The 25,646-nt window shown below is 69.4% G+C and carries 19 protein-coding genes; 10 read left to right on the plus strand and 9 right to left on the minus strand.

The genetic code is table 11. The features are described 5' to 3' along the window. Positions 1–29 precede the first annotated feature (29 nt). Entirely contained in the window at positions 30–1,424 is a 1,395-nt protein-coding gene (locus EAO71_RS18770; protein WP_147978766.1) for a serine hydrolase domain-containing protein, read from the minus strand. An 84-nt stretch (positions 1,425–1,508) separates the two neighbouring features. Next, entirely contained in the window at positions 1,509–2,996 is a 1,488-nt protein-coding gene (gene dnaB / locus EAO71_RS18775; protein WP_147978767.1) for a replicative DNA helicase, read from the minus strand. 424 nt (positions 2,997–3,420) lie between these two features. Here dnaB and EAO71_RS18785 point away from each other — a divergent pair, with 424 nt between their 5' ends. Further along, complete coding sequence (locus EAO71_RS18785; RefSeq protein WP_147978768.1) at positions 3,421–4,758, plus strand: MATE family efflux transporter; 1,338 nt, start codon at positions 3,421–3,423, stop codon at positions 4,756–4,758. Between the two features lie 101 nt (positions 4,759–4,859). On the opposite strand, the gene rplI is transcribed toward EAO71_RS18785, so the two are convergent. The 4 genes from rplI to rpsF all read right to left on the minus strand — a co-directional run bounded on the left by rplI (position 4,860) and on the right by rpsF (position 6,584). Continuing rightward, entirely contained in the window at positions 4,860–5,306 is a 447-nt protein-coding gene (gene rplI / locus EAO71_RS18790; RefSeq protein ID WP_147978769.1) for a 50S ribosomal protein L9, read from the minus strand. 18 nt (positions 5,307–5,324) lie between these two features. After that, positions 5,325–5,561: a 30S ribosomal protein S18 gene (rpsR, locus tag EAO71_RS18795; RefSeq protein ID WP_005315025.1), complete on the minus strand. Its 237-nt coding sequence runs from the start codon at positions 5,559–5,561 to the stop codon at positions 5,325–5,327. 58 nt (positions 5,562–5,619) lie between these two features. After that, entirely contained in the window at positions 5,620–6,219 is a 600-nt protein-coding gene (locus EAO71_RS18800) for a single-stranded DNA-binding protein (RefSeq protein ID WP_147978770.1), read from the minus strand. A 74-nt stretch (positions 6,220–6,293) separates the two neighbouring features. Next, positions 6,294–6,584, minus strand: a complete 291-nt coding sequence (gene rpsF / locus EAO71_RS18805; RefSeq protein WP_004950685.1) for a 30S ribosomal protein S6 — start codon at positions 6,582–6,584, stop codon at positions 6,294–6,296. A 285-nt stretch (positions 6,585–6,869) separates the two neighbouring features. Here rpsF and EAO71_RS18810 point away from each other — a divergent pair, with 285 nt between their 5' ends. From EAO71_RS18810 to EAO71_RS18820, 3 genes are all read left to right on the plus strand, one after another. Continuing rightward, positions 6,870–7,169, plus strand: coding sequence for a hypothetical protein (locus EAO71_RS18810; protein WP_147978771.1), 300 nt, complete (start codon positions 6,870–6,872; stop codon positions 7,167–7,169). A 190-nt stretch (positions 7,170–7,359) separates the two neighbouring features. After that, positions 7,360–8,478, plus strand: a complete 1,119-nt coding sequence (locus EAO71_RS18815; protein WP_147978772.1) for a lipid II:glycine glycyltransferase FemX — start codon at positions 7,360–7,362, stop codon at positions 8,476–8,478. An 85-nt stretch (positions 8,479–8,563) separates the two neighbouring features. After that, positions 8,564–9,595, plus strand: coding sequence for an alanine racemase (locus tag EAO71_RS18820; RefSeq protein WP_147978773.1), 1,032 nt, complete (start codon positions 8,564–8,566; stop codon positions 9,593–9,595). 100 nt (positions 9,596–9,695) lie between these two features. On the opposite strand, the gene EAO71_RS18825 is transcribed toward EAO71_RS18820, so the two are convergent. Both EAO71_RS18825 and EAO71_RS18830 read right to left on the minus strand, forming a co-directional pair. After that, positions 9,696–11,189 carry a glycosyltransferase family 87 protein gene (locus EAO71_RS18825; protein ID WP_147978774.1) on the minus strand — a complete coding sequence of 498 codons (1,494 nt, stop codon included), beginning with the start codon at positions 11,187–11,189 and terminating at the stop codon, positions 9,696–9,698. Positions 11,190–11,299: 110 nt separating this feature from the next. Beyond that, on the minus strand, positions 11,300–14,029 hold the full coding sequence (locus tag EAO71_RS18830) for a transglycosylase domain-containing protein (RefSeq protein ID WP_147978775.1): 2,730 nt from the start codon (positions 14,027–14,029) through the stop codon (positions 11,300–11,302). 368 nt (positions 14,030–14,397) lie between these two features. On the opposite strand from EAO71_RS18830, the gene EAO71_RS18835 reads away from it, so the two are divergent. The 3 genes from EAO71_RS18835 (at position 14,398) to EAO71_RS18845 (ending at position 17,555) form a co-directional block, all read left to right on the plus strand. Then, a complete protein-coding gene (locus EAO71_RS18835; RefSeq protein ID WP_147978776.1) occupies positions 14,398–15,087 on the plus strand; it encodes a PadR family transcriptional regulator in 690 nt (229 codons plus the stop codon). 49 nt (positions 15,088–15,136) lie between these two features. Beyond that, complete coding sequence (locus tag EAO71_RS18840; RefSeq protein ID WP_147978777.1) at positions 15,137–16,219, plus strand: inositol-3-phosphate synthase; 1,083 nt, start codon at positions 15,137–15,139, stop codon at positions 16,217–16,219. A 76-nt stretch (positions 16,220–16,295) separates the two neighbouring features. Then, entirely contained in the window at positions 16,296–17,555 is a 1,260-nt protein-coding gene (locus tag EAO71_RS18845) for an MFS transporter (protein WP_147978778.1), read from the plus strand. A 74-nt stretch (positions 17,556–17,629) separates the two neighbouring features. Here EAO71_RS18845 and EAO71_RS18850 read toward each other — a convergent pair whose 3' ends face one another. Continuing rightward, complete coding sequence (locus EAO71_RS18850; protein WP_147978779.1) at positions 17,630–19,072, minus strand: CCA tRNA nucleotidyltransferase; 1,443 nt, start codon at positions 19,070–19,072, stop codon at positions 17,630–17,632. 191 nt (positions 19,073–19,263) lie between these two features. On the opposite strand from EAO71_RS18850, the gene EAO71_RS18855 reads away from it, so the two are divergent. The 3 genes from EAO71_RS18855 to EAO71_RS18865 all read left to right on the plus strand — a co-directional run bounded on the left by EAO71_RS18855 (position 19,264) and on the right by EAO71_RS18865 (position 25,631). Beyond that, positions 19,264–21,567, plus strand: a complete 2,304-nt coding sequence (locus EAO71_RS18855; RefSeq protein ID WP_147978780.1) for a DUF6049 family protein — start codon at positions 19,264–19,266, stop codon at positions 21,565–21,567. A gap of 260 nt (positions 21,568–21,827) precedes the next feature. After that, positions 21,828–23,810: a murein biosynthesis integral membrane protein MurJ gene (murJ, locus tag EAO71_RS18860; protein ID WP_261992181.1), complete on the plus strand. Its 1,983-nt coding sequence runs from the start codon at positions 21,828–21,830 to the stop codon at positions 23,808–23,810. Between the two features lie 117 nt (positions 23,811–23,927). Further along, entirely contained in the window at positions 23,928–25,631 is a 1,704-nt protein-coding gene (locus EAO71_RS18865; protein WP_147978782.1) for a protein kinase family protein, read from the plus strand. The last annotated feature ends 15 nt before the right edge of the window (positions 25,632–25,646 follow it).

Consider the following 25,646-nt stretch of genomic DNA (forward strand, 5'->3'; position numbering starts at 1 on the left):
CGGGGCCCGTTTCACGTGAAACAGCCCGGTCAGAGGCCGCGCCAGCCCGCTGCGTCCACCCCTCCGGGAACCGCCTCGCCCTGCTCGTACGGCTCGCGGGTGAAGACGAAGGAAGCGAGATCGAGGTGGCTCACCGAGCCGTCCGGCCGTCGCACGACGCGCAGCGTCTCGCCCGCGTAGTACCCGTCCAGGCCGATCCAGCCGCCCTCGGGCAGCGCGCGGAACCGGGCACTGCGCCCGGCGCCGGTGAGCGGCTCCAGGCTGACGCTCCGCCCCGCCTCCAGCCGCAGGCCGTACGCGTAGGTGCCCCAGTACCAGGGACCGGTCAGAGCGAGCAGATCCTGGTCGACCTCCGCCTGCGGCAAGGGCCGCCACGGCTCCGGGAACCGGGGCTCGGCATCGGCCACGATCCGTACGAGATCGGCGGCCACCGTGCCGGTCAGCGGACCCGAGGTGGCGTTCGCCAGTGCCACGGCCGCCACCCCTTCCTCCACATCCACCCAGAGGCAGGCGACGAAGCCCGGCAACGAGCCGGTGTGCCCGATCAGCGTCCGGCCGTTCCGCCGCACCAACTGCAGGCCGAGACCGTAGCCACCCGTCCAGTCACCGACGCCGGGGGCCGCGGCGGGTTCCCGCATCTCCTCCACGGAGGCGGCGCTCAGGACACGGTCGTCGCCCTGTGCGAGGAATCCGGCGAACCGGCACAGGTCCTCGGCGGTCGACCAGAGCTGACCGGCCGGTGCCATCAGCCCCAGGTCCTCGGACGGTTCGGGCAGCATCACATCGGCCCAGGGGTGCACGGCCCAGCCGCCGGCGTGCGGGGCGACCGGCTGCACGGTCGTCCGCCGCATGCCGAGGGGCTCCAGGATCTCCGCGTGCAGCGCCGCCTCCCAGGACACCCCGCGGATCGCCTCGACCAGCGAACCCAGCAGCGTGTAGCCGGGGTTGGAGTAGTGGTGCCGGCGCCCCGCCGGATACCGGAAGGGTTCCTTGCCGAGGACGTCGGCCAGCTCCGGCCGCACCGTCCCGGGCGTACGCTCCCACCACGGGGCGGGCGTCTCCGCTCCGAGCCCCGCGCTGTGACCGAGGAGCTGTGCGATGGTCACCTCGCCCACTCCCGGGCCGAGTTCGGACTCCACGAGGTGCTTCGCCAGCGCGTCGTTCAGATCGAGGAGTCCCTCGTCCCGCAGCCGCATCACCAGAACCGCGGTGAACACCTTGGTGAGTGAGCCGATCCGGTACTGCGTGTCGGCGTCCGGCGCATGGCCCTCGACACAGGTGCGCGCCCCGCTCCACACCAGCTTCCCGTCACGGGCGATCGCGCCGACGAAGGACGGCGACCGCCCTTCGGACTGGGCGACGGCGACACGGTGGAGCAGCGCCCGTTCCGTGCTCGGGAGCAGGGCTTCGAGGAATGAGGTCATGGTCCGATCCAACGCTCCGCCCACGTCGGCGTCGACCACATTTCGCTCGCGGCGCAGTGCGTCCCTGGCGGGCGCATCGGCCGGTCAGGTCTGGGCCATGTCCACGAAGCGGGAGTAGTGGCCCTGGAAGGCCACGGTGATCGTCGCGGTCGGACCGTTACGGTGCTTGCCGACGATGATGTCCGCCTCGCCCGCGCGCGGTGACTCCTTCTCGTAGGCGTCCTCGCGGTGCAGCAGGATCACCATGTCCGCATCCTGCTCGATGGAGCCGGACTCACGGAGGTCGGAGACCATCGGCTTCTTGTCCGTGCGCTGCTCGGGTCCACGGTTCAGCTGCGAGAGCGCGATCACCGGCAGCTCCAGCTCCTTGGCCAGGAGCTTGAGGTTTCGCGACATGTCCGAGACTTCCTGCTGACGGCTCTCCTGCCGCTTGGAGCCGCCCGACTGCATCAGCTGGAGGTAGTCGATGACCACGAGCTTGAGGCCGTTGCGCTGCTTGAGGCGACGGCACTTGGCGCGGATCTCCATCATCGACAGGTTCGGCGAGTCGTCGATGTACAGCGGGGCCTGGGAGACGTCGGGCATCCGGCGGGCCAGCCGGGTCCAGTCCTCGTCGGTCATCGTGCCCGAGCGCATGTGGTGCAGCGCGACGCGGGCCTCCGCCGAGAGCAGGCGCATGGCGATCTCGTTGCGGCCCATTTCGAGGGAGAAGATGACGCTGGGCAGGTTGTGCTTGATGGAGCAGGCCCGGGCGAAGTCCAGCGCGAGCGTGGACTTACCCATGGCGGGCCGGGCCGCGATGATGATCATCTGGCCGGGGTGCAGACCATTGGTGAGCTGGTCGAGGTCGGTGAATCCGGTGGGCACGCCGGTCATCTCACCGCTGCGGGACCCGATCGCCTCGATCTCGTCGAGTGCGCCCTCCATGATGTCGCCGAGCGGCAGATAGTCCTCGGTGGTCCGCTGCTCGGTGACCGCGTAGATCTCCGCCTGGGCGGAGTTCACGATCTCGTCGACGTCGCCGTCGGCGGCGTAGCCCATCTGCGTGATCTTGGTGCCGGCCTCCACGAGGCGGCGCAGCACGGCCCGCTCGTGGACGATCTCCGCGTAGTAGGAGGCGTTGGCGGCGGTCGGCACCGACTGGACGAGGGTGTGCAGGTACGACGCACCGCCGACGCGGGTGATCTCGCCACGCTTGGTGAGCTCGGCGCCGACCGTGATCGGGTCGGCCGGCTCGCCCTTGGCGTACAGGTCGAGGATCGCCGCGTAGACCGTCTCGTGGGCCGGCTTGTAGAAGTCGTGGCCCTTGATGATCTCCACGACGTCCGCGATGGCGTCCTTGGACAGCAGCATGCCGCCGAGGACGGACTGCTCGGCGTCCAGGTCCTGCGGGGGCACCCGCTCGAAGCCGGAGAGCCCACCGTCCCAGGGGCCGGAGTCGCTGCCCCGGTCGTGCTGGTCCTCACGGCCTCGACCGCGTCCACGGGCCTCGCCACGGGGGCGGGTCACGGGCAGCCGGTCGCTCGGTCCGCTGTCCGCCCAGGGGTCGTCCAAAGGCTCGGGAATGCTCACGAGCCACCTCCTCCCGTCCGCTCCGCGGACGTTGCCGTGCCACTCTTTCTTACGCCACGGCTCGGACAAACAAGAGGCTTTGACTCCGCTTCTGGCGCGTCGGGCGCCGGACCACGGTAGGCCCGCGGGCACCGTCAGCCAATCTGGTTATCCACAGGGCCTGTGGGTGAAGGACCAGATGCTGTGGAGAACTCCGCAGAACCTGTGCACGGACCGGGGGACAGCCATGTGGACAAACTCATAAGCACCCCTGTCACACCGGGCTGACCTGCGGGTTTTCCATCCACGGGCTGTGGGGGAGAAAAACTTTCCCCCACGGACCAAGATCAGAACAAACGGCCCACACCCGAAGCTCCACACCGACCCTGGGTAAGGACCTGCGACTCATTGCATCTCTTACCTGTGGAAGATTAGATTGAGGCTCATGACCCAGGCACCCGCGCCCCCCAAGGCCGTTCGTCGACGGCACGACCGCGAGATCGTCTCGCTCGCCGTGCCGGCCTTCGGTGCGCTCGTCGCCGAGCCCCTTTTCCTCATGGTCGACAGCGCCATCGTCGGCCACCTCGGCACCCCGCAACTGGCGGGGCTCGCCATCGCGGCGGCGCTGCTGTCCACCGCGGTGAGCGTCTTCGTCTTCCTGGCCTACGCCACCACGGCCGCCGTCGCGCGTCGCGTCGGAGCGGGCGACCTCCAGGCCGCCATCCGTCAGGGCATGGACGGCATCTGGCTCGCGCTCCTTCTCGGTGTCGCCGTCGTCGTCCTCACGATTCCCACCGCTCCCTGGCTGGTCGACATCTTCGGCGCCTCCGGCACCGCCGGCCCGTACGCCGTCACCTACCTCCGCGTCTCCAGCCTCGGCATCCCCGCCATGCTCGTCGTCCTGGCCGCCACCGGCATCCTGCGCGGCCTCCAGGACACCCGGACGCCCCTCTACGTGGCCATCGGCGGCTTCGCCACCAACGCCGTGCTCAACGTGGGACTCGTCTACGGCGCCGGACTCGGCATCGCCGGCTCGGCCTGGGGCACCGCGATCGCCCAGTGCGGCATGGCCGCCGCCTACCTCGTCGTGGTCGTCCGCGGCGCCCGGCGTCACGGAGCCTCGCTGCGCCCGGACGCGGCCGGCATACGCGCCAGCGCACAGGCCGGCGCTCCCCTTCTCGTCCGCACGCTCTCACTCCGCGCCGTCCTGCTGATCGCCACGGCGGTCGCGGCCCGCCTGGGCGACGCCCAGGTCGCCGCCCACCAGATCATCCTCTCCCTGTGGAGCCTGATGGCCTTCGCGCTGGACGCGATCGCGATCGCCGGGCAGGCCATCATCGGTCGCTATCTCGGCGCGGACGACGCCGAGGGGGCGCGTCAGGTCTGCCGCCGCATGGTCCAGTGGGGCGTGGTGTCCGGCGTGGTCCTCGGCGCGCTGGTCATCGTGGCGCGGCCGTTGTTCATCCCGCTGTTCACCAGCGATACCGCGGTCCAGGACACCCTGCTCCCTGCCCTGCTCGTCGTCGCGCTCTCCCAGCCCATCGCCGGCGTCGTCTTCGTCCTCGACGGCGTTCTGATGGGCGCGGGGGACGGCCCGTACCTGGCCCGGGCCATGCTCCTGACGCTCGCCGTCTTCGCCCCGGTCGCCCTCCTGGTTCCGGTGCTCGGCGGGGGTCTGACGGCCCTGTGGTGGGCGATGACGCTGATGATGACCGTGCGGATGCTGACGCTCTGGCTCCGCTCGCGTTCCGGCCGCTGGATCGTCACGGGCGCCGCGCGCTGACGGTTTCACGTGAAACGGCCGCGAGGACGCCTCTGCGCCATGCAACGCGGAAGGGCCGCACCCCCGAGGGGTGCGGCCCTTCCTTACTGCTGAGAGCAGCGTTACGCGGCGACGACCTCGACGCCGAGCTTCGCGGCAACCTCGGGGTGCAGACGCACGGACACCTGGTGCGAGCCCAGGGTCTTGATCGGCGAGCCGAGCTCGACGCGACGCTTGTCGACGTCGGGGCCACCCGCGGACTTGATCGCCGTGGCGATGTCGGCCGGGGTCACGGAGCCGAAGAGGCGGCCGGCGTCGCCGGAGCGAACGGCCAGGCGCACCTTCACGCCCTCGAGCTTGGCCTTGATCTCGTTGGCCTGCTCGATGGTCGCGATCTCGTGGATCTTGCGGGCGCGGCGGATCTGCGCCACGTCCTTCTCGCCACCCTTGGTCCAGCGGATCGCGAAACCACGCGGGACCAGGTAGTTGCGAGCGTAGCCGTCCTTGACGTCGACGACGTCGCCAGCGGCACCGAGGCCAGAGACCTCGTGGGTGAGGATGATCTTCATTTTCCGGTCACCCTTCCCTTATCGCGCGGTGGACGTGTAGGGCAGCAGCGCCATCTCACGGCTGTTCTTGACGGCCGTGGCGACGTCACGCTGGTGCTGCGTGCAGTTGCCGGTCACGCGGCGGGCACGGATCTTGCCGCGGTCGGAAATGAACTTCCGCAGCATGTTCGTGTCCTTGTAGTCCACGTACGCGGTCTTGTCCTTGCAGAAAGCGCAGACCTTCTTCTTAGGCTTGCGCACAGGCGGCTTCGCCATGGTGTTTCTCCTGTGTGATCAAGAAGTGGGGGTACGAGCTTCCTTCGGGGGCTGTGCCCTAGAAGGGGGGCTCGTCCGAGTAGCCGCCGCCGCTGGAGTTCCCACCCCAGCCGCTTCCGCCGCCCTGCTGCTGGCCGCCGCCGGCCGGTGCGCTGGTCGCCCACGGGTCGTCGGCGGGAGCACCGCCGCCACCCTGCTGGGCGCCGCCGCCGGAGTTTCCACCCCAGCCGCCGCCACCCTGCTGGCCGCCGCCACCGCCGCCGTAGCCACCCTGGCCGCCCTGACCACCGCGACCGGTGGTCTTGGTGACCTTGGCCGTGGCGTTCTTGAGGCTGGGGCCGACTTCGTCGACGTCCAGCTCGTAGACCGTGCGCTTGACGCCCTCGCGGTCCTCGTAGGACCGCTGCTTCAGCCGGCCCTGCACGACGACGCGCATGCCTCGCTGGAGCGACTCGGCGACGTTCTCCGCCGCCTGACGCCAGACCGAGCAGGTGAGGAAGAGGCTCTCGCCGTCCTTCCACTCGTTGGTCTGACGGTCGAAGGTGCGGGGAGTGGACGCGATACGGAACTTCGCGACCGCCGCACCGGACGGGGTGAAGCGCAGCTCGGGGTCTTCGACAAGATTGCCGACGACCGTGATGACGGTCTCGCCTGCCATGGTGAACCTCTCGGCGGGATTGCTGCTGGCTGCTTGCTGCTACTCGAACCCGATGACCTCTGAGCGGTGAAAGCTCAGTGGGTCTCGGGACGGAGGACCTTGGTCCGGAGGACCGACTCGTTCAGGTTCATCTGTCGGTCGAGCTCCTTGACGACCGCAGGCTCGGCCTGCAGGTCGATGACCGAGTAGATGCCCTCGGGCTTCTTCTTGATCTCGTAGGCGAGACGACGACGGCCCCAGGTGTCGACCTTCTCGACCTTTCCGTTGCCCTCACGGACGACGGAGAGGAAGTTCTCGATCAGCGGGGAGACAGCGCGCTCCTCGAGATCGGGGTCGAGGATGACCATCACCTCGTAGTGACGCATGTGGAACCCACCTCCTTTGGACTCAGCGGCCACGGTCGTTCCGTGGCAGGAGGGTCGTGATGCGTAAGCAACGGTATCGGCCACCACTGACAATCCCCTCGGGACGAGGGAATCGCCGGCAAGGGTCCAGGACGGACCTGGGCAGACACCGGTGCAGACCGTACAGAGTACCCGCACACCGCCCTGCGGTTGAAATCCGGTGGTCGGGGGACGCAATCTGTACACATCGGATGTCGGCGGCGCGAAGACGCGCCGCCGTCCGGCAGGCACGCCAGGAGGTGCCCCATGGCACAGGCAATGCGACCCGACCCCGGACATTCCCTCCTCGCCAGCGACGGGAGGCCCCACCCGCTCCAGGACACCCTGGTCGGGGTGACGCTCTTCCTCGGAGTCCTCTCCTTCATCACCGCGCAGTTCCACGGCCTGCACGTGCTGGCTTCCTGGACCGGGCTGGTCGGCATCCTGACCGGCGCGTACGGACAGTTCATCTCCGTGACCACCAGGGAACGCTTCGCGTTGATCGTCGGGCTCGGCGCCTCCGCGGTGGGCTTCTACCTCGGCATGTTCTACGGGGGCCTCGCCTGAGGGGGCCGTCAGGGGGCCTCGTGGATCGGTCCGGGATCAGGGAGTGCCGGACGCCGCGAGCCCGGCGGGATCCGTGAGCCACCCCCGGGCCCCACACGGCCCATCGGGGCGCTCCCCGGTCACAGTAGGCTTCGGCGCGAGAGCCGGAGCCCCTGTACCGATGGGGACACACCTGCCGAGGAGCGCCCCCATGAGCCTGACCCTGAGGACCATCAGTCGTGAGCAGCATCTGGCATTCATCCAGAGCCAGCCCTCGGCGAGCCACTGCCAGGTCCCGGCGTGGGCTGATGTGAAGACCGAATGGCGTTCGGAGAACCTGGGTTGGTTCGACAAGTCCGGCGAACTCGTCGGCGCCGGTCTGGTTCTCTACCGTCAGCTGCCGAAGATCAAGCGGTACTTGGCCTACCTGCCCGAGGGCCCGGTCATCAACTGGTACGCCCCGAACCTCGACGAGTGGCTCCAGCCGATGCTGGCGCACCTCAAGCAGCAGGGCGCCTTCTCGGTGAAGATGGGCCCGCCGGTGGTCATCCGCCGCTGGGACTCCGCCGCGATCAAGTCCGGCATCCAGGACCCGGACGTCAAGCGCCTGAAGGACGTCGAGGCCACCCACATCGAGCCGCGCGCCTTCGAAGTGGCCGACCGGCTGCGGAAGATGGGCTGGCAGCAGGGCGAGGACGGCGGCGCCGGCTTCGGCGACGTCCAGCCCCGCTACGTCTTCCAGGTCCCGCTCGCCAACCGCTCGCTGGACGACGTCCTCAAGGGCTTCAACCAGCTGTGGCGCCGCAACATCAAGAAGGCCGACAAGGCCGGTGTCGAGGTCGTCCAGGGCGGCTACGAGGACCTCGCCGAGTGGCAGCGCCTGTACGAGATCACCGCCGTCCGGGACCGCTTCCGGCCGCGCCCGCTGTCGTACTTCCAGCGCATGTGGACCGTCCTCAACAGCGAGGACCCCAACCGCATGCGCCTCTACTTCGCGCGGCACGAGGGAGTGAACCTGTCCGCCGCCACGATGCTCGTCGTCGGCGGTCACGTCTGGTACTCCTACGGCGCCTCCGACAACATCGGCCGCGAGGTCCGGCCCTCGAACGCGATGCAGTGGCGGATGCTGCGCGACGCGTACGCGATGGGCGCAACCGTCTACGACCTGCGCGGCATCTCGGACTCCCTGGACGAGACCGACCACCTCTTCGGCCTCATCCAGTTCAAGGTGGGCACGGGCGGCGAGGCAGTGGAGTACGTCGGCGAGTGGGACTTCCCGCTCAACAAGCTCCTGCACAAGGCGCTGGACATCTACATGTCGCGCCGCTGACGGTTGCGTAGTCTCGTACGTAATCTGTAGGTCTCGTACATACCTCTGAATACACCGCAGCCACCAGAAAGGTCCCGGGCCGGCCATGGCGCTCTCCCTCTACGTCGACACCGCTCGCTGGCGGGCGCACCAGAAGACCGTGATCGACCAGTTCCCCGGTCTGATCCCGGTCTGCAAGGGCAACGGCTACGGCTTCGGCCACGAGCGGCTGGCGGACGAGGCGGCGCGGTTCGGCTCGGACATGCTGGCCGTCGGCACCACCTACGAAGCCGCCAAGATCAAGGACTGGTTCGGCGGTGACCTGCTGGTCCTCACCCCCTTCCGACGGGGTGAGGAACCGGTTCCGCTGCCGGACCGGGTGATCCGCTCGGTGTCCTCCGTGGACGGGGTGCACGCCCTGGTGGGCGCGCGGGTCGTCATCGAGTGCATGAGCTCGATGAAGCGCCACGGTGTCCTCGAGGAGGACCTGGGCCGGCTGCACGCCGCCATCGAGGACGTACGGCTGGAGGGCTTCGCCCTGCACCTGCCGCTGGACCGCACGGACGGCACCGACGCGGTCGAGGAGGTCATCGGCTGGATGGACCGCCTGCGGGCCGCCCGCCTGCCGCTGCACACCATGTTCGTGAGCCACCTGCGGGCCGAGGAGCAGGCCAGGCTGCGCCAGCAGTTCCCGCAGACCCGGTTCCGCGCCCGGATCGGCACCCGGCTGTGGCTCGGCGACCACGAGGCCACCGAGTACCGCGGCTCCGTCCTGGACGTCACCCGCGTGGCCAAGGGCGACCGCTTCGGCTACCGGCAGCAGAAGGCCGCCTCCGACGGCTGGCTGGTGGTCGTCGCCGGCGGCACCTCGCACGGCGTGGGACTGGAGGCGCCCAAGGCGATGCACGGCGTGATGCCCCGCGCGAAGGGCGTGGCCCGGGCCGGTCTGGCGACCGTCAACCGGAACCTGTCGCCCTTCGTCTGGGCCGGCAAGCAGCGCTGGTTCGCCGAGCCGCCGCACATGCAGGTCTCGATCCTGTTCGTGCCGTCCGACGCCCAGGAGCCGAAGGTCGGCGACGAGCTGGTGGCCCACCTGCGCCACACGACGACCCAGTTCGACCGGCTCGTCGAGCGCTGAGCCGGACCGCTCCGGCACACCCCGCACCACGAGCCCGTCAGGGCACACGAGAACCGCGTCCGGGCCCGGGTGATCCCGGTGCCCGGACGCGGTTCCGTCGTCATTCGCCGACCGCGCCCCACTGCACGCGCGGCCCTTCCACGGCCTGCGCCGCGTGCCGGGCCGGATGGGCGGCCCTGCCCCGCACGAAGACGTCCTCGGCGCCGTCCAGGACGCCCCCGGAGGGGTCGTCCGAGCCGTCCTGCCGGACCACGTCCCGTTCGGGCGCCAGAACGTCGCGTACGACCACGGCGCACAGGTACAGCGTGCCGAGCACGTGCAGGACGAGGACGAAGTGGTAGCCGTCCGTCGGCAGGCCCTGCTTGCTGCCGCTGGTGGTGAAGGCGAGGTACAGCCAGATGCCCAGGAAGTACAGGACCTCGCACGCCTGCCAGATCAGGAAGTCGCGCCAGCGCGGCCGTGCCAGCGCGGCCAGCGGGATCAGCCACAGGACGTACTGCGGGGAGTACACCTTGTTGGTCAGGACGAACGCGGCCACGATGAGGAAGGCGAGCTGGACGAACCGGGGCCGGCGGGGTGCGGTCAGGGCGAGCACGCCCAGGCCCGCGCAGGCGAGCAGCATCAGCAGGATCGCGAGGATGTTCGCGGTGCCCGGCGCGATCTGCTCGCCCGTACGCTGGCTGATCAGGAGCCACACCGACCCGAAGTCGACGTTCCGTTCGGTGCTGAAGGTGTAGAACTGCTTCCACCCCTCGGGCGCCAGCAGCATCACCGGCAGGTTGACCACCAGCCACGCTCCGCCCGCCCCGAGCAGGGCCGTGCCGAACTCCCGCCACCTGCCCGCCCGCCAGCAGAGCAGGAGCAGCGGGCCGAGCAGCAGGACCGGATAGAACTTGGCCGCGGTGGCGAGTCCGATGAGGACACCGAAGGCGAGGGTCCGGCCTCGTGACCACATGAGAACGGCGGCGGCGGTCAGGGCGACCGCCAGCAGGTCCCAGTTGATGGTGGCCGTCAGCGCGAACGCGGGCGCGAGGGCCACGAGCAGGGCGTCCCAGGGCCGGCGGCGGTGCGTCCGGGCGACGCTGACGACCAGGACCGCGGCACACACCATCAGCATGGCCGCGTTGACCATCCAGTAGGTCTGCTCGCGCTGCGTCATGTCGGCGCCGCCGGGCGTCAGCCAGGCCGCGACCTCCATGAACAGGCCCGTCAGGACGGGGTACTCCAGGAACTCTATGTCGCCGTTCAGCCGGTCGAAGTAGGGCACGAGCCCCTCGGCGAAGCCGCGCCCCACGAAGAGGTGCGGGATGTCCGAGTAGCAGGCGTGGGTGTACTGCGAGGTCGTGCCCCGGAACCACGCCCAGTCGTAGCAGGGGATCTTCTGCACCATGCCCAGCGCGAACATCCCGATGGCGACCAGGGCGATCACGCGTACGGGGGTGAAGGCGCCGGTGCCGAGCAGGGCACGGCGGCCCATCGGTCCGCCGATGAGTTCACTGCCCGCGGCGGCGACCTCGTCCCGGTGGGTGGGGCACACCACCGCCCGGTCCTGCGGCCGGTCCTGTGGCGGACTCGTCTTCTGGAGGCTCGGCATGGGGGACATCCTGCCGTACGCCCCCGGGAACGCGGCGAGGGCCGCCGCACCCGACGCGTACACGAGGTACGGATCGGGTGCGGCGGCCCTCAGGGCGCTGCCGGGGGCGGTCAGCCGCCGCCCAGGAAGCCGGTGCCGCCATTGGGTCTGCCGCCACCGCTGGTGTCGGTCGGTGTCGGCGTCGGGGTCCCCGTGGAGCCGCTCGTCGTCCCGCTGTTCGTCCCGCCGTTGTCGTTGCCGGAGGTGTTCCCGCCGTCCTGACCACTGGTGGTGTTGCACTGCCAGTCCCAGACGTCACAGGTCTTGCCCGGCTTGCCCGGGGTCTGGCTGGGCGTCGTCGGGGGAGTCGTCGACGGGGTGTCGGACGGGGTCGCCGACGGCGTGTCGGTCGGCGTCGGGGTCGGGCTGACGGCGCCGCCGCCGTACACGGGCTCGGTGTCGAGGTCCTCCGGCTCGGGGAAGGACATGACCTTGTCGTTCTTGAGCGCCGTGCTCATGTAGTCGTGCCAGATCTGCGACGGGAACGACGAACCGTGGATCTTGGGCTGGGCGCCGGTGCCGTACATGGACTCGAACTTGCGCTTCGTGTTCTTGGCGTTGTCGTCGAAGCGGTACATGTCGATCGCCGTGGACAGCTGCGGGGTGTAGCCCACGAACCAGGCGGAGTTGTTGCCGTCGGTCGTACCCGTCTTGCCGGCCGCGTCACGGTCGTCGAGCCTGGCCTTCTTGCCGGTGCCCTTCTCGACGACGTCCTTGAGCACGTCGGTGATGTTGCTGGCGACCGCGGTGGAGAAGACCCGCTTGCCCACGGTCTTGTGCTCGTAGACGACCTGGCCCTTCTCCATGACCTTCTTCACGGAGAACGGGTCGTTGCGCTCGCCGTTGTTGGCGAAGGTCGCGTAGGAGCCGGCCATCCGGATCGCGCTGGGGTCGGAGATGCCGAGGGAGAACGACGGCACGTTGGCCTTCACCAGCGAGCTCTCGAGCAGCCCGGCGTCGACGGCGGCCTGGCGGACCTTGTCGATGCCGACGTCCATGCCGAGCTGGACGTACGGGGAGTTGGCGGAGCGGATCATGGCCTCACGCAGGGTCATGTCCTTGTAGCTCGCGTTGTCGTCGTTGACCTGGAGCCACTCCTGGCCGTTCTCGTCGTGCCAGACCGAGCCGTCGTAGCGCTTGATGCGGAGCTTGTTCTGGCCGTTGTAGCGGGCCGTGTCCGGGTCGACCAGTTTCCGGGTGGAGGCGTCCTGCACATCGCCCCCGTCCTTGTCCCTGACGCCGTCCTTCATCGCCGCGGCCAGCACGAAGGGCTTGAAGGTCGATCCGACCTGGGCACCGGTCTGGTCGGCGTTGTTGGTGAAGTGCGTGGTGGCGTCGGCCCCGCCGTAGATGGCGACGATCGCACCGGTCCGCGGATCCACCGAAGCACCGCCGAACTGGACGTGGGTGTCCTCCTTCGGGCGCTTCTTCGGGTCGATGTGGTCGGCGTAGATCTTCTTGACGGACTTCTCCAGGGCGGTGACCTTCTGCTTGTCGAAGGTCGTGTAGATCTCGAACCCGCCGCGGGCGAGGTCGGTCTCCGTCTTGCCCTGTTCGTTGTTGTTGATGAAGTACGCCTTGGCGAGGCTCACCAGGTAGCCGGTCTGGCCGCTCAGCGCCGCGCTCTTCTTCGGCGGCAGCGGGTCGGGGAACTTGTCCTCGCCGATGAACGGCTGGGCCTCCGCCGCCGAGAGGTGACCGTCCTTGACCATCTCGGAGAGGATCCAGCCCCAGCGCTCCTTGGCGCGCTCGGTGTTGGCGGCGGCGTTGGCCTTCGGGTCGATCTCGGGGTAGCCGGCCGGGTCGTAGTACGTGGCTCCCTTGAGCAGCGCGGCCAGGAAGGCGCACTCGCTGGGGTTCAGATCCTTGGCGTCCTTGCCGTAGTACGTGCGGGCCGCCGCCTGGATGCCGTAGGCGCCACGGCCGTAGTAGGCGGTGTTGAGGTACCCCGCCATGATTTCTTTCTTGTCCAGGTCCGTGCCGACCTTGATGGAGATGAAGAGCTCCTTCACCTTCCGGCTCAGGGTCTGCGACTGGTCGGCGAGCCTGTTGTTCTTCACGTACTGCTGGGTGATGGTCGAGCCACCCTGGGTGTCGCCACCCTTGGCCATGTTCCACACGGCCCGGCCGATGCCCATCGGGTCGATGCCGGAGTCCTCGCGGAACGTCTTGTTCTCGGCCGAGATCACCGCGTTCTGCATGTACAGCGGAATGTTCTCGATGCCGATGATCTGCCGGTTGACCTCACCACCGGTCGCGGCCATCTGGCTGCCGTCGGACCAGTAGTAGACGTTGTTCTGCGCCTTGGCGGCCAGGTCCTCGTTGGGCACGCCCACCAGGGCGTACGCGACCGTCGCCGCGCCCATCAGGCTGCCGAAGAAGGCGAGGAAGAGGCCGGTCGTCAGCTTCCAGGACGGCATCCAGCGACGCCAGCCGTACTTGCCGTACCGCGGGTAGTCGATCAGCCGCTTGCGGCCCGGCGGAGGGCCGCCACGGCCACCCCGGCCGGGGCCTCCCTGTCCACCGCCGCCACCGCCACCGCGGCGGCCGCCACCGGTACCCCCGGGACCGGCGCTGTCGGGGCCGCGGCGCCGGCCACCGCCGCGCTGCGCGGCGCGGCGTGCCTCGGCCCGGCCACCGTACGGCCGCTCCTCCTCGTACCCGGACGAAGGAGATCCGGTACTGACGTCCCGCGCCTGAGCCGACCTGCGGCCCGTGGGCTGCTGGGCGGCGCGCCGGGCCGCCGCACGTCCGCCACCGGGCGGCTGTTGCTGCGGCATTCTGCGACGGTGCTCGCTCATCGAACGACTACTCCTCGGGCAGGCGCGTACGCCTGGAAGCGGCAGTTGAGTTCCGGTCCCCCCGAAATGCGCACGAACGCACCTCATGGGAGGCGGTTCCGTGCTGCAGCCGGTCCCCTGGATCACTGACGTCTCGCGGCGTCCCCTGGTTCCCGGTGGTCTGCATGCCGCACAGACTACGCACGGTCAAAACCTGCCTAGGGGCGAAGTTCACCCCAAATCAGGCAAGTCGATTGCTGTGAATTGATGATGTGACGCCGGTCACGGCCACCTCACTTGTCGCAGCAGAATCGCCGTTCTATCGTCAGGATGTATCGAGTCGATACATCAGTACGGCATAAGAGTCCCGATGGCGGAGGAGGCGACGGATGAGCAGACGCTCCGGAATCCTTGAGTTCGCCGTCCTCGGCCTGCTCAGGGAAGCCCCCATGCACGGGTACGAGCTGCGGAAGCGGCTCAACACCTCGCTGGGAATCTTCCGGGCCTTCAGCTACGGGACCCTCTACCCCTGCCTCAAGACGCTGGTCGGCAACGGATGGTTGATCGAGGAGCCCGGCAGCGCCCCGGAGGACGCGCTCGCGGCATCACTCGCAGGGCGCCGCGCCAAGATCGTCTACCGGTTGACGGCCGAAGGTAAGGAGCACTTCGAAGAGCTCCTCTCCCACGCCGGTCCGGACGCCTGGGAGGACGAACACTTCGCCGCCCGCTTCGCCTTCTTCGGTCAGACCGAGCGCGAGGTGCGGATGCGCGTACTGGAAGGCCGCCGCAGCCGGCTGGAGGAGCGCCTGGAGAAGATGCGCGCCTCTCTGGCCCGGACCCGCGAGCGCCTCGACGACTACACGCTTGAGCTGCAGCGCCACGGAATGGAGTCCGTGGAGCGCGAGGTGCGCTGGCTGAACGAGCTCATCGAGAGCGAGCGGGCGGGGCGGGATCAGCGATCCGGCCCCGACGCCCCCGAGGGCGCCGCTCAGCAGGACAACGATTCTGGAGAAACGGGCGGCCTGCCCCGGCACGGGGGCAGTACCCGGCCGGATCCGTCCGACGACACCGCCAAGTGAAACCCTGCGACCTGCAGGGCTTCCACGATCACACAGGGAGCAACCGGAAATGGGTTCGGTTCGCGTAGCCATCGTCGGCGTGGGCAACTGCGCCGCCTCGCTGGTGCAGGGCGTCGAGTACTACAAGGACGCCGACCCGGCGACCAAGGTGCCCGGCCTGATGCACGTCCAGTTCGGCGAGTACCACGTCGGTGACGTCGACTTCGTCGCCGCCTTCGACGTCGACGCCAAGAAGGTCGGCCTCGACCTCTCCGACGCCATCGGCGCCAGCGAGAACAACACCATCAAGATCTGCGACGTCCCGAACAAGGGCGTCACGGTGCAGCGCGGCCACACCCTCGACGGTCTCGGCAAGTACTACCGCATGACCATCGAGGAGTCCGCCGAGGAGCCGGTGGACGTCGTCCAGATCCTCAAGGACCGCCAGGTCGACGTGCTGGTCTGCTACCTGCCCGTGGGCTCCGAGGACGCGGCGAAGTTCTACGCGCAGTGCGCCATCGACGCCAAGGTCGCCTTCGTCAACGCCCTCCCGGTCTTCATCGCCGGCACCAAGGAGTGGGCCGACAAGTTCACCGAGGCCGGTGTCCCGATCGTCGGTGACGACATCAAGTCCCAGGTCGGCGCCACCATCACGCACCGCGTGATGGCCAAGCTGTTCGAGGACCGCGGTGTCCGTCTTGAGCGCACCATGCAGCTCAACGTCGGCGGCAACATGGACTTCAAGAACATGCTCGAGCGCGACCGCCTCGAGTCGAAGAAGATCTCGAAGACCCAGGCCGTCACCTCGCAGATCCCCGACCGCGAGCTGGGCGAGAAGAACGTCCACATCGGTCCGTCGGACTACGTGGCCTGGCTGGACGACCGCAAGTGGGCGTACGTCCGCCTCGAGGGTCGCGCCTTCGGCGACGTCCCGCTGAACCTGGAGTACAAGCTCGAGGTCTGGGACTCCCCGAACTCGGCCGGTGTCATCATCGACGCGCTGCGCGCCGCGAAGATCGCCAAGGACCGGGGCATCGGTGGCCCGATCCTCTCCGCGTCCTCGTACTTCATGAAGTCCCCGCCGGTGCAGTACTTCGACGACGAGGCCCTGGTCAACGTCGAGAAGTTCATCAAGGGCGAGGTCGAGCGCTAAGCGCCACACCCACGCGTCGCACGAGTGCCCCCGGCCTGTCGTCCGGGGGCACTCCGCGTATGTGAGTCTTGCTGCCATGTCCGTCGTACGTGATCTGCGCGTACTCCTGCGCCTGACCGACTTCCGCCGCCTGCTCGCCGTCCGCCTGCTCTCGCAGTCCGCCGACGGCGTCTACCAGGTGGCGCTGGCCACGTACGTCGTCTTCTCCCCGGAGAAACAGACCTCGCCGGCCGCCATCGCCTCGGCCATGGCCGTCCTCCTGCTCCCCTACTCGTTCATCGGCCCCTTCGCCGGCGTCCTGCTCGACCGATGGCAGCGCCGCCAGGTCTTCCTCTACGGCAATCTGCTCCGCACCGTCCTGGCCTGCGGCACGGCAGCCCTGATGCTCGCCTCCGCGCCGGACTGGCTCTTCTACGCCTCCGCCCTGTCCGTCACCGCCGTCAACCGCTTCGTCCTGGCCGGCCTCTCGGCCTCGCTGCCGCGCGTCGTCGACGAGGAGCGACTGGTCGTGGCCAACTCCCTCTCCCCGACCGCCGGCACTCTCGCCGCGACGCTGGGCGGCGGGCTCGCGTTCGGCGTGCGCCTGGTCTCCTCGGACTCCGATGCCGCGGTGGTCGCGCTGGGCGCCGTCCTCTATCTCTGTGCCGCTCTCGCGTCGCTGCGCATGTCCCGCGAACTCCTCGGCCCGGATCCGGAGCAGGTGCAGACCTCGCTCACCGCCGCCCTGGGATCGACGGCACGGGGGCTGAGGGCCGGACTGCGCCACCTCGCGGAACGACGCCCCGCGGTCCAGGCGCTGGCCGCGATGACCCTGGTGCGCTTCTGCTACGGCGCGGTGACCGTGACCGTGTTCATGTTGTGCCGGTACGCCTGGAGCAGCACCGAGTCCAAGGGGCTGGCTCTGCTGGGCCTCGCCCTCGCTCTTTCGGGTGCCGGGTTCTTCGCCGCCGCGGTGGCCTCGCCCTGGGCGGTGGGCCGCTTCGGCCCGTTCGGCTGGATGGCCCTCTGCGCGGGGACCGCGGCGGTCCTCGTACCGGCCCTGGGGCTGACCTTCGCTCCGGCGCCGTTCCTGGTTTCCGCCTTCGTCCTCGGGCTGACCACCCAGGGCACCAAGATCGCGACCGACACCGTGGTGCAGACAACGGTGGATGACGCCTACCGGGGACGGATCTTCTCCCTCTACGACGTGCTCTTCAATGTCGCCTTCGTCAGCGCGGCGGCGGTCGCGGCCCTGATGCTGCCGCCCGACGGTCGCTCCGCGCTCCTGATCGCCATGGTCGCGTCCCTGTACGCGGCGATCACTCTCCTCCTGCTGCGCCAACGCGGTGAGGGGTGATGTTTCACGTGAAACATCACCCCTCACCGCGTCCACTCCGTCGATGTTTCACGTGAAACATCGACGGGACCGACTCAGCCCTGAGTCGTCCACCACTCCTTGAGTGCCGCGACGGCGGCCTCGTGCTCCATCGGCCCGTTCTCCAGCCGCAGCTCCAGCAGGAACTTGTACGCCTGACCGACGGCCGGGCCCGGGCGGATCCCCAGAACCTCCTGGATCTGGTTGCCGTCCAGGTCGGGCCGGATCGAGTCCAGCTCCTCCTGCTCCTGCAGCTGGGCGATCCGCTCCTCCAGGCCGTCGTAGGCGCGGGAGAGTGCACCTGCCTTCCGCTTGTTGCGCGTCGTGCAGTCCGAGCGGGTCAGCTTGTGGAGCCGCGAGAGCAGCGGACCCGCGTCCCGCACATAGCGGCGCACCGCGGAGTCGGTCCACTCGCCGGTTCCGTAGCCGTGGAAACGCAGGTGCAGCTCCACCAGGCGCGAGACGTCCTTGATCATCTCGTTCGAGTATTTGAGCGCCGTCATGCGCTTCTTGGTCATCTTCGCCCCCACCACCTCGTGGTGGTGGAAGGAGACCCGGCCGTCCTTCTCGAAGCGGCGGGTGCGCGGCTTGCCGATGTCGTGGAGCAGGGCCGCCAGCCGCAGCACCAGGTCCGGCCCGTCCTCCTCCAGGTCGATCGCCTGGTCCAGAACGGTCAGGGAGTGCTCGTAGACGTCCTTGTGCCGGTGGTGCTCGTCACTCTCCAGCCGCAGCGCCGGCAGTTCCGGCAGCACCCGCTCGGCGAGGCCGGTGGTGACCAGCAGGCCGAGGCCCTTGCGGGGGTGAGTGGAGACCAGAAGCTTGTTGAACTCGTCCCGGACCCGCTCCGCGGAGACGATCTCGATCCGGTCGGCCATCTCCGTCATGGCCGTGACGACCTCGGGAGCCACCTCGAAGTCCAGCTGGGCGGCGAACCGTGCGGCACGCATCATGCGCAGCGGGTCGTCGGAGAAGGACTCCTCGGGGGTGCCGGGGGTACGCAGCACCCGCGCGGAGAGATCCTCGAGGCCGCCGTGCGGGTCGATGAACTCCTTCTCAGGGAGGGCGACGGCCATGGCGTTGACCGTGAAGTCCCGGCGGACGAGGTCCTCCTCGATGGAGTCGCCGTAGGAGACCTCCGGCTTGCGCGACGTCCGGTCGTAGGCCTCGGAGCGGTACGTGGTCACCTCGATCTGGTAGCCGCTCTTCTGGCAGCCGACCGTGCCGAAGGCGATCCCGACCTCCCAGACCGCGTCGGCCCAGGGGCGGACGATCTTGAGGACGTCCTCCGGATGCGCGTCCGTGGTGAAGTCCAGGTCGTTGCCGAGCCTGCCGAGCAAGGCATCCCGGACCGAGCCGCCGACCAGCGCGAGGCGGAATCCCGCCTCCTGGAAACGGACGGCGAGGTCGTCGGCGACAGGGGAGACGCGCAGCAGTTCACTGACCGCGCGGCGCTGCACCTGGCTCAGTTCAGTCGGGGTGTCTTCGTTGGCGTTCGGCACAACAGAAAAGGGTACGTGCCCCGGCCCCTGGTGACGTCCTCGATTTCCCGCGGGACCGGCCGCCCGGCACCGTGTCGACCCATCGGCTGGAGCAGTCCCCGGCACTTGGCCACAGCGTGCCTCGTTACCATGCCTGGACACAGCAACCGGAAACCACCGACACCACTGATACGACGAGGATGGGCGAACGCGTGGCCGAGGCGGCAGACATCCAGGGGACCTCACCCTCTCCTGCCCGTCGATGGCTGCGGCGGGCGGCGGCGTTCGCCGCGGCCGCGCCGTTGCTGGCCGGACTCCTCCAGCTGCCGGCCGCTCCCTCGGCGGTCGCCGCCGGGACGGTCGCACCGCAGGCCGCCCCCACCGGATCCCGCACCGTCGCTGTGTCTCTCGACACGCTCACACCGAGCGCTCCGGTCGAGAGCGACACCCTGACGATCTCCGGCACGCTGACGAACCAGGGCAAGCAGACGATCACGGATGCCACGGTGGACGTCCGGGTCGGTCCCCGGATGACCAGCCGAAGCGAGATCGAGCAGGTGGCCGGCCGGACCGGATTCCGCCCGGACAGCGACCCCGCGGCGCTGGGTGGCGCCTACACCCTCAAGATTCCGCGGCTGGCCGCCGGGCTGGCCCAGGAGTTCACGCTCTCGGTCCCCGTGTCCAAGCTCGGGCTCGACGACGAGGGGGTGTACCAGCTGGGCGTCTCCCTCACCGGCCACACCGCAGCGCAGCCCGGTGACCGGGTCCTCGGCATCAAGCGGACGTTCCTCCCGTACCAGCCCGAGCCCGCCGAGAAGAAGACCCGGCTCACCTACCTCTGGCCGCTGATCTCCACGTCCCATGTGGCCGCGCAGACCGGATCGGACGACCAGCAGACGCCCGTCTTCGAGAGCGACGAGCTGGCCGGCGAGCTGGCCCCCGGCGGGCGGCTGGAGCAGATGGTCGCGCTGGGCAAGGACCTCCCCATCACCTGGGTGATCGATCCGGACCTGCTGGCCACCGTCGACGCCATGACGAAGAACTACCGCGTCAAGAGCGGTGCGGGGAACGTTCCCGGCCGGAACCAGGCCGTGGCCAAGCAGTGGCTGGACTCCCTGGAGAAGGCCGTCGCGGGCGACAAGATCGTCGCCCTGCCGTTCGCCGACCCCGACATCGCCTCCCTGGCCCACTCGGGGAAGAGCGTCCCCGGCTCCCTCGGCAACCTCCAGACGGCGACGGAGCTGGCCGGGGCGACCGTCGAGACCGTCCTCCACGTCAAGCCGTCCACGGACTTCTCCTGGCCGGTGGACGGCGCCGTCGACCCCTCGATCATGGCCGTGGCCACCTCGGCCGGCGCTCGCAAGGTGATCGCGCGCAGCGACAGCTTCCGGGACGACCTCCCGTACACGCCCACGGCCGCGCGTCCCATCGGCGGGGGCACCACTGCCGTCGTGAGCGACGCCTCCCTCTCCACCGCCTTCGAAGGCGACATGCTCCGCACCGGGAACTCGACCCTCGCGGTCCAGGAGTTCCTGGCCCAGTCGCTCGCCGTGACCCTGGAGCAGCCGGACCGCCAGCGCAGCGTCGTCGTCGCTCCTCAGCGCATCCCGACGACCTCGCAGGTGCAGACCATGGCGAGTGCGCTGCGCGGGCTGTCCGCCAAGCGGTGGACCGAGCCGCTGGACCTCCTGGCCGCTGCGGAGACGACCTCTCCGGAAGCCTCGACCAGGGTGCCCGGCGCCTCCCGGTATCCGCAGGAGCTGCGGAAGCAGGAGCTGGGCCTCGACGCGTTCCGCCGGATGCGGCAGACGCGGGAGGGCCTGGACGACTTCAAGGTCATCCTGACCCAGCCGGACCGAGTGGTGACTCCCTTCGGCACGGCGATCAGCCGGGAGATGTCGACCTCGTGGCGCGGGCGTGCCGAGGCCGCCGGCGCGTACCGGACCCAGGTGTCCGGCTACCTCGAGGGCATCACCGACGAGGTCAGGCTGATCGAGAAGTCCGACCTCACCTTGTCGGGCCGCAGCGCGACCATCCCGGTCACGGTGCAGAACAAGCTGCTGCAGGGCGTCGACCATCTGGTGCTGCGACTGACCTCCAGCAACAAGACCCGACTGCAGCTCAACGGCGACGACCCCTTCGCGGAACTGCCGGTCAAGATCAGCGCCGGACACAGCCAGTCCGTGAAGTTCCCCGCTTCGGCCAACGCCAACGGCCCGGTCCCGATGACGGCCCAGCTCTACACGGAGGAGGGCGAGCCGTACGGTGACCCGATCACCTTCACCGTGCGGGTCTCCGAGATCACCTCGACCGTGATGCTCGTCATCGCCGGTGGCGTGCTGCTGCTTGTCCTCGCCGGGGTACGGATGTACACCCAGCGGAAGCGCGCGGCAGCCCGAAACTCCGAGGCAGAGACCACGGAGAGCGACGAACCGGAGCAGCCGAGTGACCCTGTGCCGGACACCGGTCCCGAAAGCGGCGACCCGTCCGGCGCGGGTGAGAAAGTGGACCGTTGAGCGATGTCGTGGCCGGTCGGCCGGGGACGATGAGGTGGGGTAACCATGAACGCGCCGTACGACGGTGACCGCGGCCAGGGCGCGGGCGGCACCGAGCCGTCCGGCGGCACGCCTGCGGGCCCCCAGGGACCCGGCCGAGCGCCGACCCCACCGCAGCAGCTTGTTCTGCACCGTGACCGGGATGGTCGCGCTGCGGCCCGACAAGGTGAGGTCGGACTTCTCGTCCCTATCGGGCCCAGGACCTGTCCTCGCAGGACCCGGTGGGTGAGGCGCTCTACGACCGCGCCGCGCACCCGCCGCCCCCGCCGGGCACCTACCAGGAACCCCAGCCGCTCTACCAGCAGCCGGCCGCGCCTCCGCACGCCCCGGACCCGCGGGTGTGGGCCCAGACCCCGGCACCCGAGCCGGACGGCCCCTCACGCCACCTGCCCTACGGCGACGACGCCCGTACGGTCCAGTTCACCGGAGTCGACGACCTGGTCACCCGGGCCGGGGACGAGGAACCCGAGCCGGATGCCTTCGCGCACCTCTACCGGGACCAGCAGACCCCGGGGCAGGTGCCCCCGCCCGCCCCGGAGCCGAACCCGATGCCCGCGCCCGCACCGAAGAAGTCCGGCCGCGCCTCCGGCCTGCTGAAGTCGAGCGCGGTCATGGCGGCCGGCACGCTCGTCTCCCGGCTCACCGGCTTCGTCCGCAGCCTCGTGATCACGGGCGCGCTGGGCGCCGCCCTGCTCGGTGACACCTTCACCGTCGCGTACACGCTGCCCACGATGATCTACATCCTCACCATCGGCGGCGGCCTCAACTCGGTCTTCGTCCCGCAGCTGGTCCGCTCGATGAAGAACGACGAGGACGGCGGCGAGGCGTACGCCAACCGGCTCCTCACGCTCGTCATGGTGGCGCTCGGCGCGATCGTGGTCCTCGCCGTCTTCGCGGCCCCGCTGCTGATCCGGCTGATGTCGAACACCATCGCCGACGACGCCGCGGCCAACAGCGTCGCGGTCACCTTCGCCCGCTACTGCCTGCCCACCATCTTCTTCATGGGCGTGCATGTGGTGATGGGTCAGATCCTCAACGCACGAGGCAAGTTCGGCGCGATGATGTGGACCCCGGTCCTCAACAACATCGTCATGATCGTCACCTTCGGCCTCTTCATCTGGGTCTACGGCACCTCCGCCGAATCCCACATGGGCGTGCAGACGATCCCCGACGAGGGCGTCCGGCTGCTCGGCATCGGCACCCTGCTCGGCCTGGTCGTCCAGGCCCTCGCGATGATCCCCTACCTCCGCGAGACCGGCTTCCGCTTCCGTCCTCGCTTCGACTGGAAGGGCCACGGCCTCGGCAAGACGGTCAAGCTGGCCAAGTGGACCGTGCTGTTCGTTCTGGCCAACCAGGCCGGCGTCCTGGTCGTGACCCAGCTCGCCACCGCGGCCGGTGAGGAGTCCGGCAGGAACGGCGCCGGCTTCCTCGCCTACTCCAACGCCCAGTTGATCTGGGGCATGCCGCAGGCCATCATCACGGTCTCCGTCATGGCCGCCCTGCTGCCGCGCATCTCGCGCGCCGCACACGACGACGACCCGGGCGCCGTCCGCGACGACATCTCGCAGGGCCTGCGGAACTCGGCCGTCGCGATCGTGCCGGTGTCCTTCGCCTTCCTCGCCCTCGGCGTCCCGATGTGCACCCTGCTCTACGCGTCCAGCGGCGTCGAGGCGGCCCAGGGCATGGGCTTCATCCTGATGGCCTTCGGCCTCGGTCTGATCCCCTACTCCGTCCAGTACGTCGTCCTGCGCGGCTTCTACGCCTACGAGGACACCCGGACGCCCTTCTACAACACCGTCATCGTCGCCGCGGTCAACGCGGCGGCATCGGCGGCCTGTTACTTCGTCCTGCCCGCCCAGTGGGCCGTCGTCGGCATGGCCGCCTCCTACGGTCTCGCGTACATGGTCGGCGTGGGCGTCGCCTGGCGCCGGCTGCGCAACCGCCTGGGCGGCGATCTGGACGGTGCCCACGTCATGCGAACCTATGCACGTCTCTGCCTTGCCTCGGTGCCTGCGGCGGTCGTGGCCGGTGCGGTGGGCTTCGGACTTCTGAAGCTCCTCGGGGAGGGTGCTCTGGGCTCGCTCGTCGCCCTTCTGGTGGGCGGAGTGGTCCTGCTGGGTGTCTTCTTCGTGGCGGCGAAGCGCATGCGGATCGAGGAGCTGAACTCCATGGTCGGTATGGTCCGCGGACGCCTGGGACGCTAGGAAGGCAGTCCCGCACAACCATCGTCGGCCGCTGCGTGTCGTGCATAGCGGCCGACTGTGGGCACAATTGGCATGGCTGTTGGATGTGGCGCAACGGATGGGGAGGCAGGAACGACGGTGGCGGAACGTAGCACGGCTGCCGTCGACGTGGCCGACAACAGCGGTGACGACCCGCTGACCGCGAAGGCGGAGAAGGCCGCGACCGACGGGGTGGCGGAAGAGCAGGAAACGGCGGACACGACCGCCGACGACGCAGAGAACAAGGCCGGCGACCGGCAGAACGGCGAACAGCCCTCCATCGAGACTCCCGAGCTGCACAGCGGCCACAAGCTGGCCAGACGCTACCGGCTCGAGGAATGCGTCACTCGTCTGGACGGATTCAGCAGTTGGCGTGCCGTGGACGAGAAGCTGCGGCGTGCGGTCGGGGTCCATCTCCTGCCTGCCGACCATCCGCGAGCGCGTTCGGTGCTCGCCGCGGCCCGCTCCGCGGCGCTGCTCGGCGACCCCCGCTTCGTCCAGGTCCTCGACGCCGTCGAGGAGAACGACCTCGTGTACGTCGTACACGAATGGCTGCCCGACTCCACCGAACTGACGACCTTGCTCGCCGCCGGCCCACTGGAGCCGCACGACGCGTACCAGCTCGTCAGCCAGGTGTCCCAGGCCATGGCGGCGGCCCACCGTGAAGGGCTCGCCCACCTCCGGCTCACCCCGAGCGCGGTGCTGCGCAGTTCCTCCGGCCAGTACCGCATCCGCGGTCTCGCCGTGAACGCCGCCCTGCGGGGCATCAGCGCCGAACGGCCCCAGCGCACGGACACCGAGGCGATCGGCGCACTGCTGTACGCGGCGCTGACCCAGCGCTGGCCGTACGACAGCGACGCCCACGGCCTCTCCGGGCTTCCCAAGGGCGTGGGACTGCTTCCCCCCGACCAGGTGCGGGCAGGTGTCCATCGCGGCCTGGCCGAGATCGCCATGCGCGCCCTGGCCAACGACGGTGCCACCGCCTCGCGCCAGGAACCGCCGTGCACCACGCCGGACGAGCTCGCCAAGGCCGTTGCGGCGATGCCCCGCATCCGCCCGCCGGAGCCCGAGTTCCCGACCCCGCCGGAGTACCAGCGCACCACCTACCAGCAGGGCAGCTACGGGCGTCCGCAGCAGCAGGCCGGTCCCGTGGTGACCCAGGCGATGGCGCCTCCGCCACCGCCGCTGCAGAGCCGCACGGGCAAGGCCCTGAAGTGGGCCGTCTCGGCGCTGCTCATCGCCGCCCTGGGACTGGCCAGCTGGCAGGTGGCGGACCGGCTCCTCGACCGGAACAACAAGTCGGAGACGCCGCAGAACAACCAGCCGCAGGACACCGAGGACGAGAAGGAGGTCGAGATCGGGAAGCCCGTCGCCATCGTCGGGGCCCACGACTTCGACCCGCTCGGCGACGGTTCGGAGAAGCCCCAGGGGATAAAGAACGCCTACGACGGCGACCCGAGCAGCTTCTGGAACACCGACGGCTACTACAGCGCCGACTTCGGCCGGCTCAAGGAGGGCGTGGGTCTCGTCCTCGACCTGGGCAAGGCACAGCAGATCGGATCGGTGGACGTCTCCTTCCTGGGAGACACCTCCGTGGAGCTGCGCACCGCCCCGGCCGACGCCACGACCGAACCGAGCTCACCCGATGCCTTCGCCACCCAGGCCAAGGGATCCGGCGGCAAGGTGACGCTGAAGCCCGCCAAGCCCGTAACGACGCGCTACGTTCTGGTCTGGATGACCAAGCTGCCCGCCAACGGCGGCACCTTCCGCGGCAAGATCACGGATATCAAGATCACCAGCTGACGGCAGGAGGGGAGG

It is taken from the genome of Streptomyces sp. MS191 (genome assembly GCF_008042125.1).
Classification (GTDB): domain Bacteria; phylum Actinomycetota; class Actinomycetes; order Streptomycetales; family Streptomycetaceae; genus Streptomyces.

Bases quoted from the DNA above. Each gene is read 5' to 3' on its own strand.
- rplI (WP_147978769.1), bottom strand. From the start codon at position 5,306: ATGAAGATCATCCTCACCCACGAGGTCTCTGGCCTCGGTGCCGCTGGC.
- EAO71_RS18835 (WP_147978776.1), top strand. From the start codon at position 14,398: ATGAGCAGACGCTCCGGAATCCTTGAGTTCGCCGTCCTCGGCCTGCTC.
- EAO71_RS18845 (WP_147978778.1), top strand. From the start codon at position 16,296: ATGTCCGTCGTACGTGATCTGCGCGTACTCCTGCGCCTGACCGACTTC.
- EAO71_RS18815 (WP_147978772.1), top strand. From the start codon at position 7,360: ATGAGCCTGACCCTGAGGACCATCAGTCGTGAGCAGCATCTGGCATTC.
- EAO71_RS18825 (WP_147978774.1), bottom strand. From the start codon at position 11,189: ATGCCGAGCCTCCAGAAGACGAGTCCGCCACAGGACCGGCCGCAGGAC.
- EAO71_RS18785 (WP_147978768.1), top strand. From the start codon at position 3,421: ATGACCCAGGCACCCGCGCCCCCCAAGGCCGTTCGTCGACGGCACGAC.
- rpsR (WP_005315025.1), bottom strand. From the start codon at position 5,561: ATGGCGAAGCCGCCTGTGCGCAAGCCTAAGAAGAAGGTCTGCGCTTTC.
- EAO71_RS18820 (WP_147978773.1), top strand. From the start codon at position 8,564: ATGGCGCTCTCCCTCTACGTCGACACCGCTCGCTGGCGGGCGCACCAG.
- EAO71_RS18810 (WP_147978771.1), top strand. From the start codon at position 6,870: ATGGCACAGGCAATGCGACCCGACCCCGGACATTCCCTCCTCGCCAGC.
- EAO71_RS18770 (WP_147978766.1), bottom strand. From the start codon at position 1,424: ATGACCTCATTCCTCGAAGCCCTGCTCCCGAGCACGGAACGGGCGCTG.
- rpsF (WP_004950685.1), bottom strand. From the start codon at position 6,584: ATGCGTCACTACGAGGTGATGGTCATCCTCGACCCCGATCTCGAGGAG.
- EAO71_RS18830 (WP_147978775.1), bottom strand. From the start codon at position 14,029: ATGAGCGAGCACCGTCGCAGAATGCCGCAGCAACAGCCGCCCGGTGGC.
- EAO71_RS18800 (WP_147978770.1), bottom strand. From the start codon at position 6,219: ATGGCAGGCGAGACCGTCATCACGGTCGTCGGCAATCTTGTCGAAGAC.
- EAO71_RS18840 (WP_147978777.1), top strand. From the start codon at position 15,137: ATGGGTTCGGTTCGCGTAGCCATCGTCGGCGTGGGCAACTGCGCCGCC.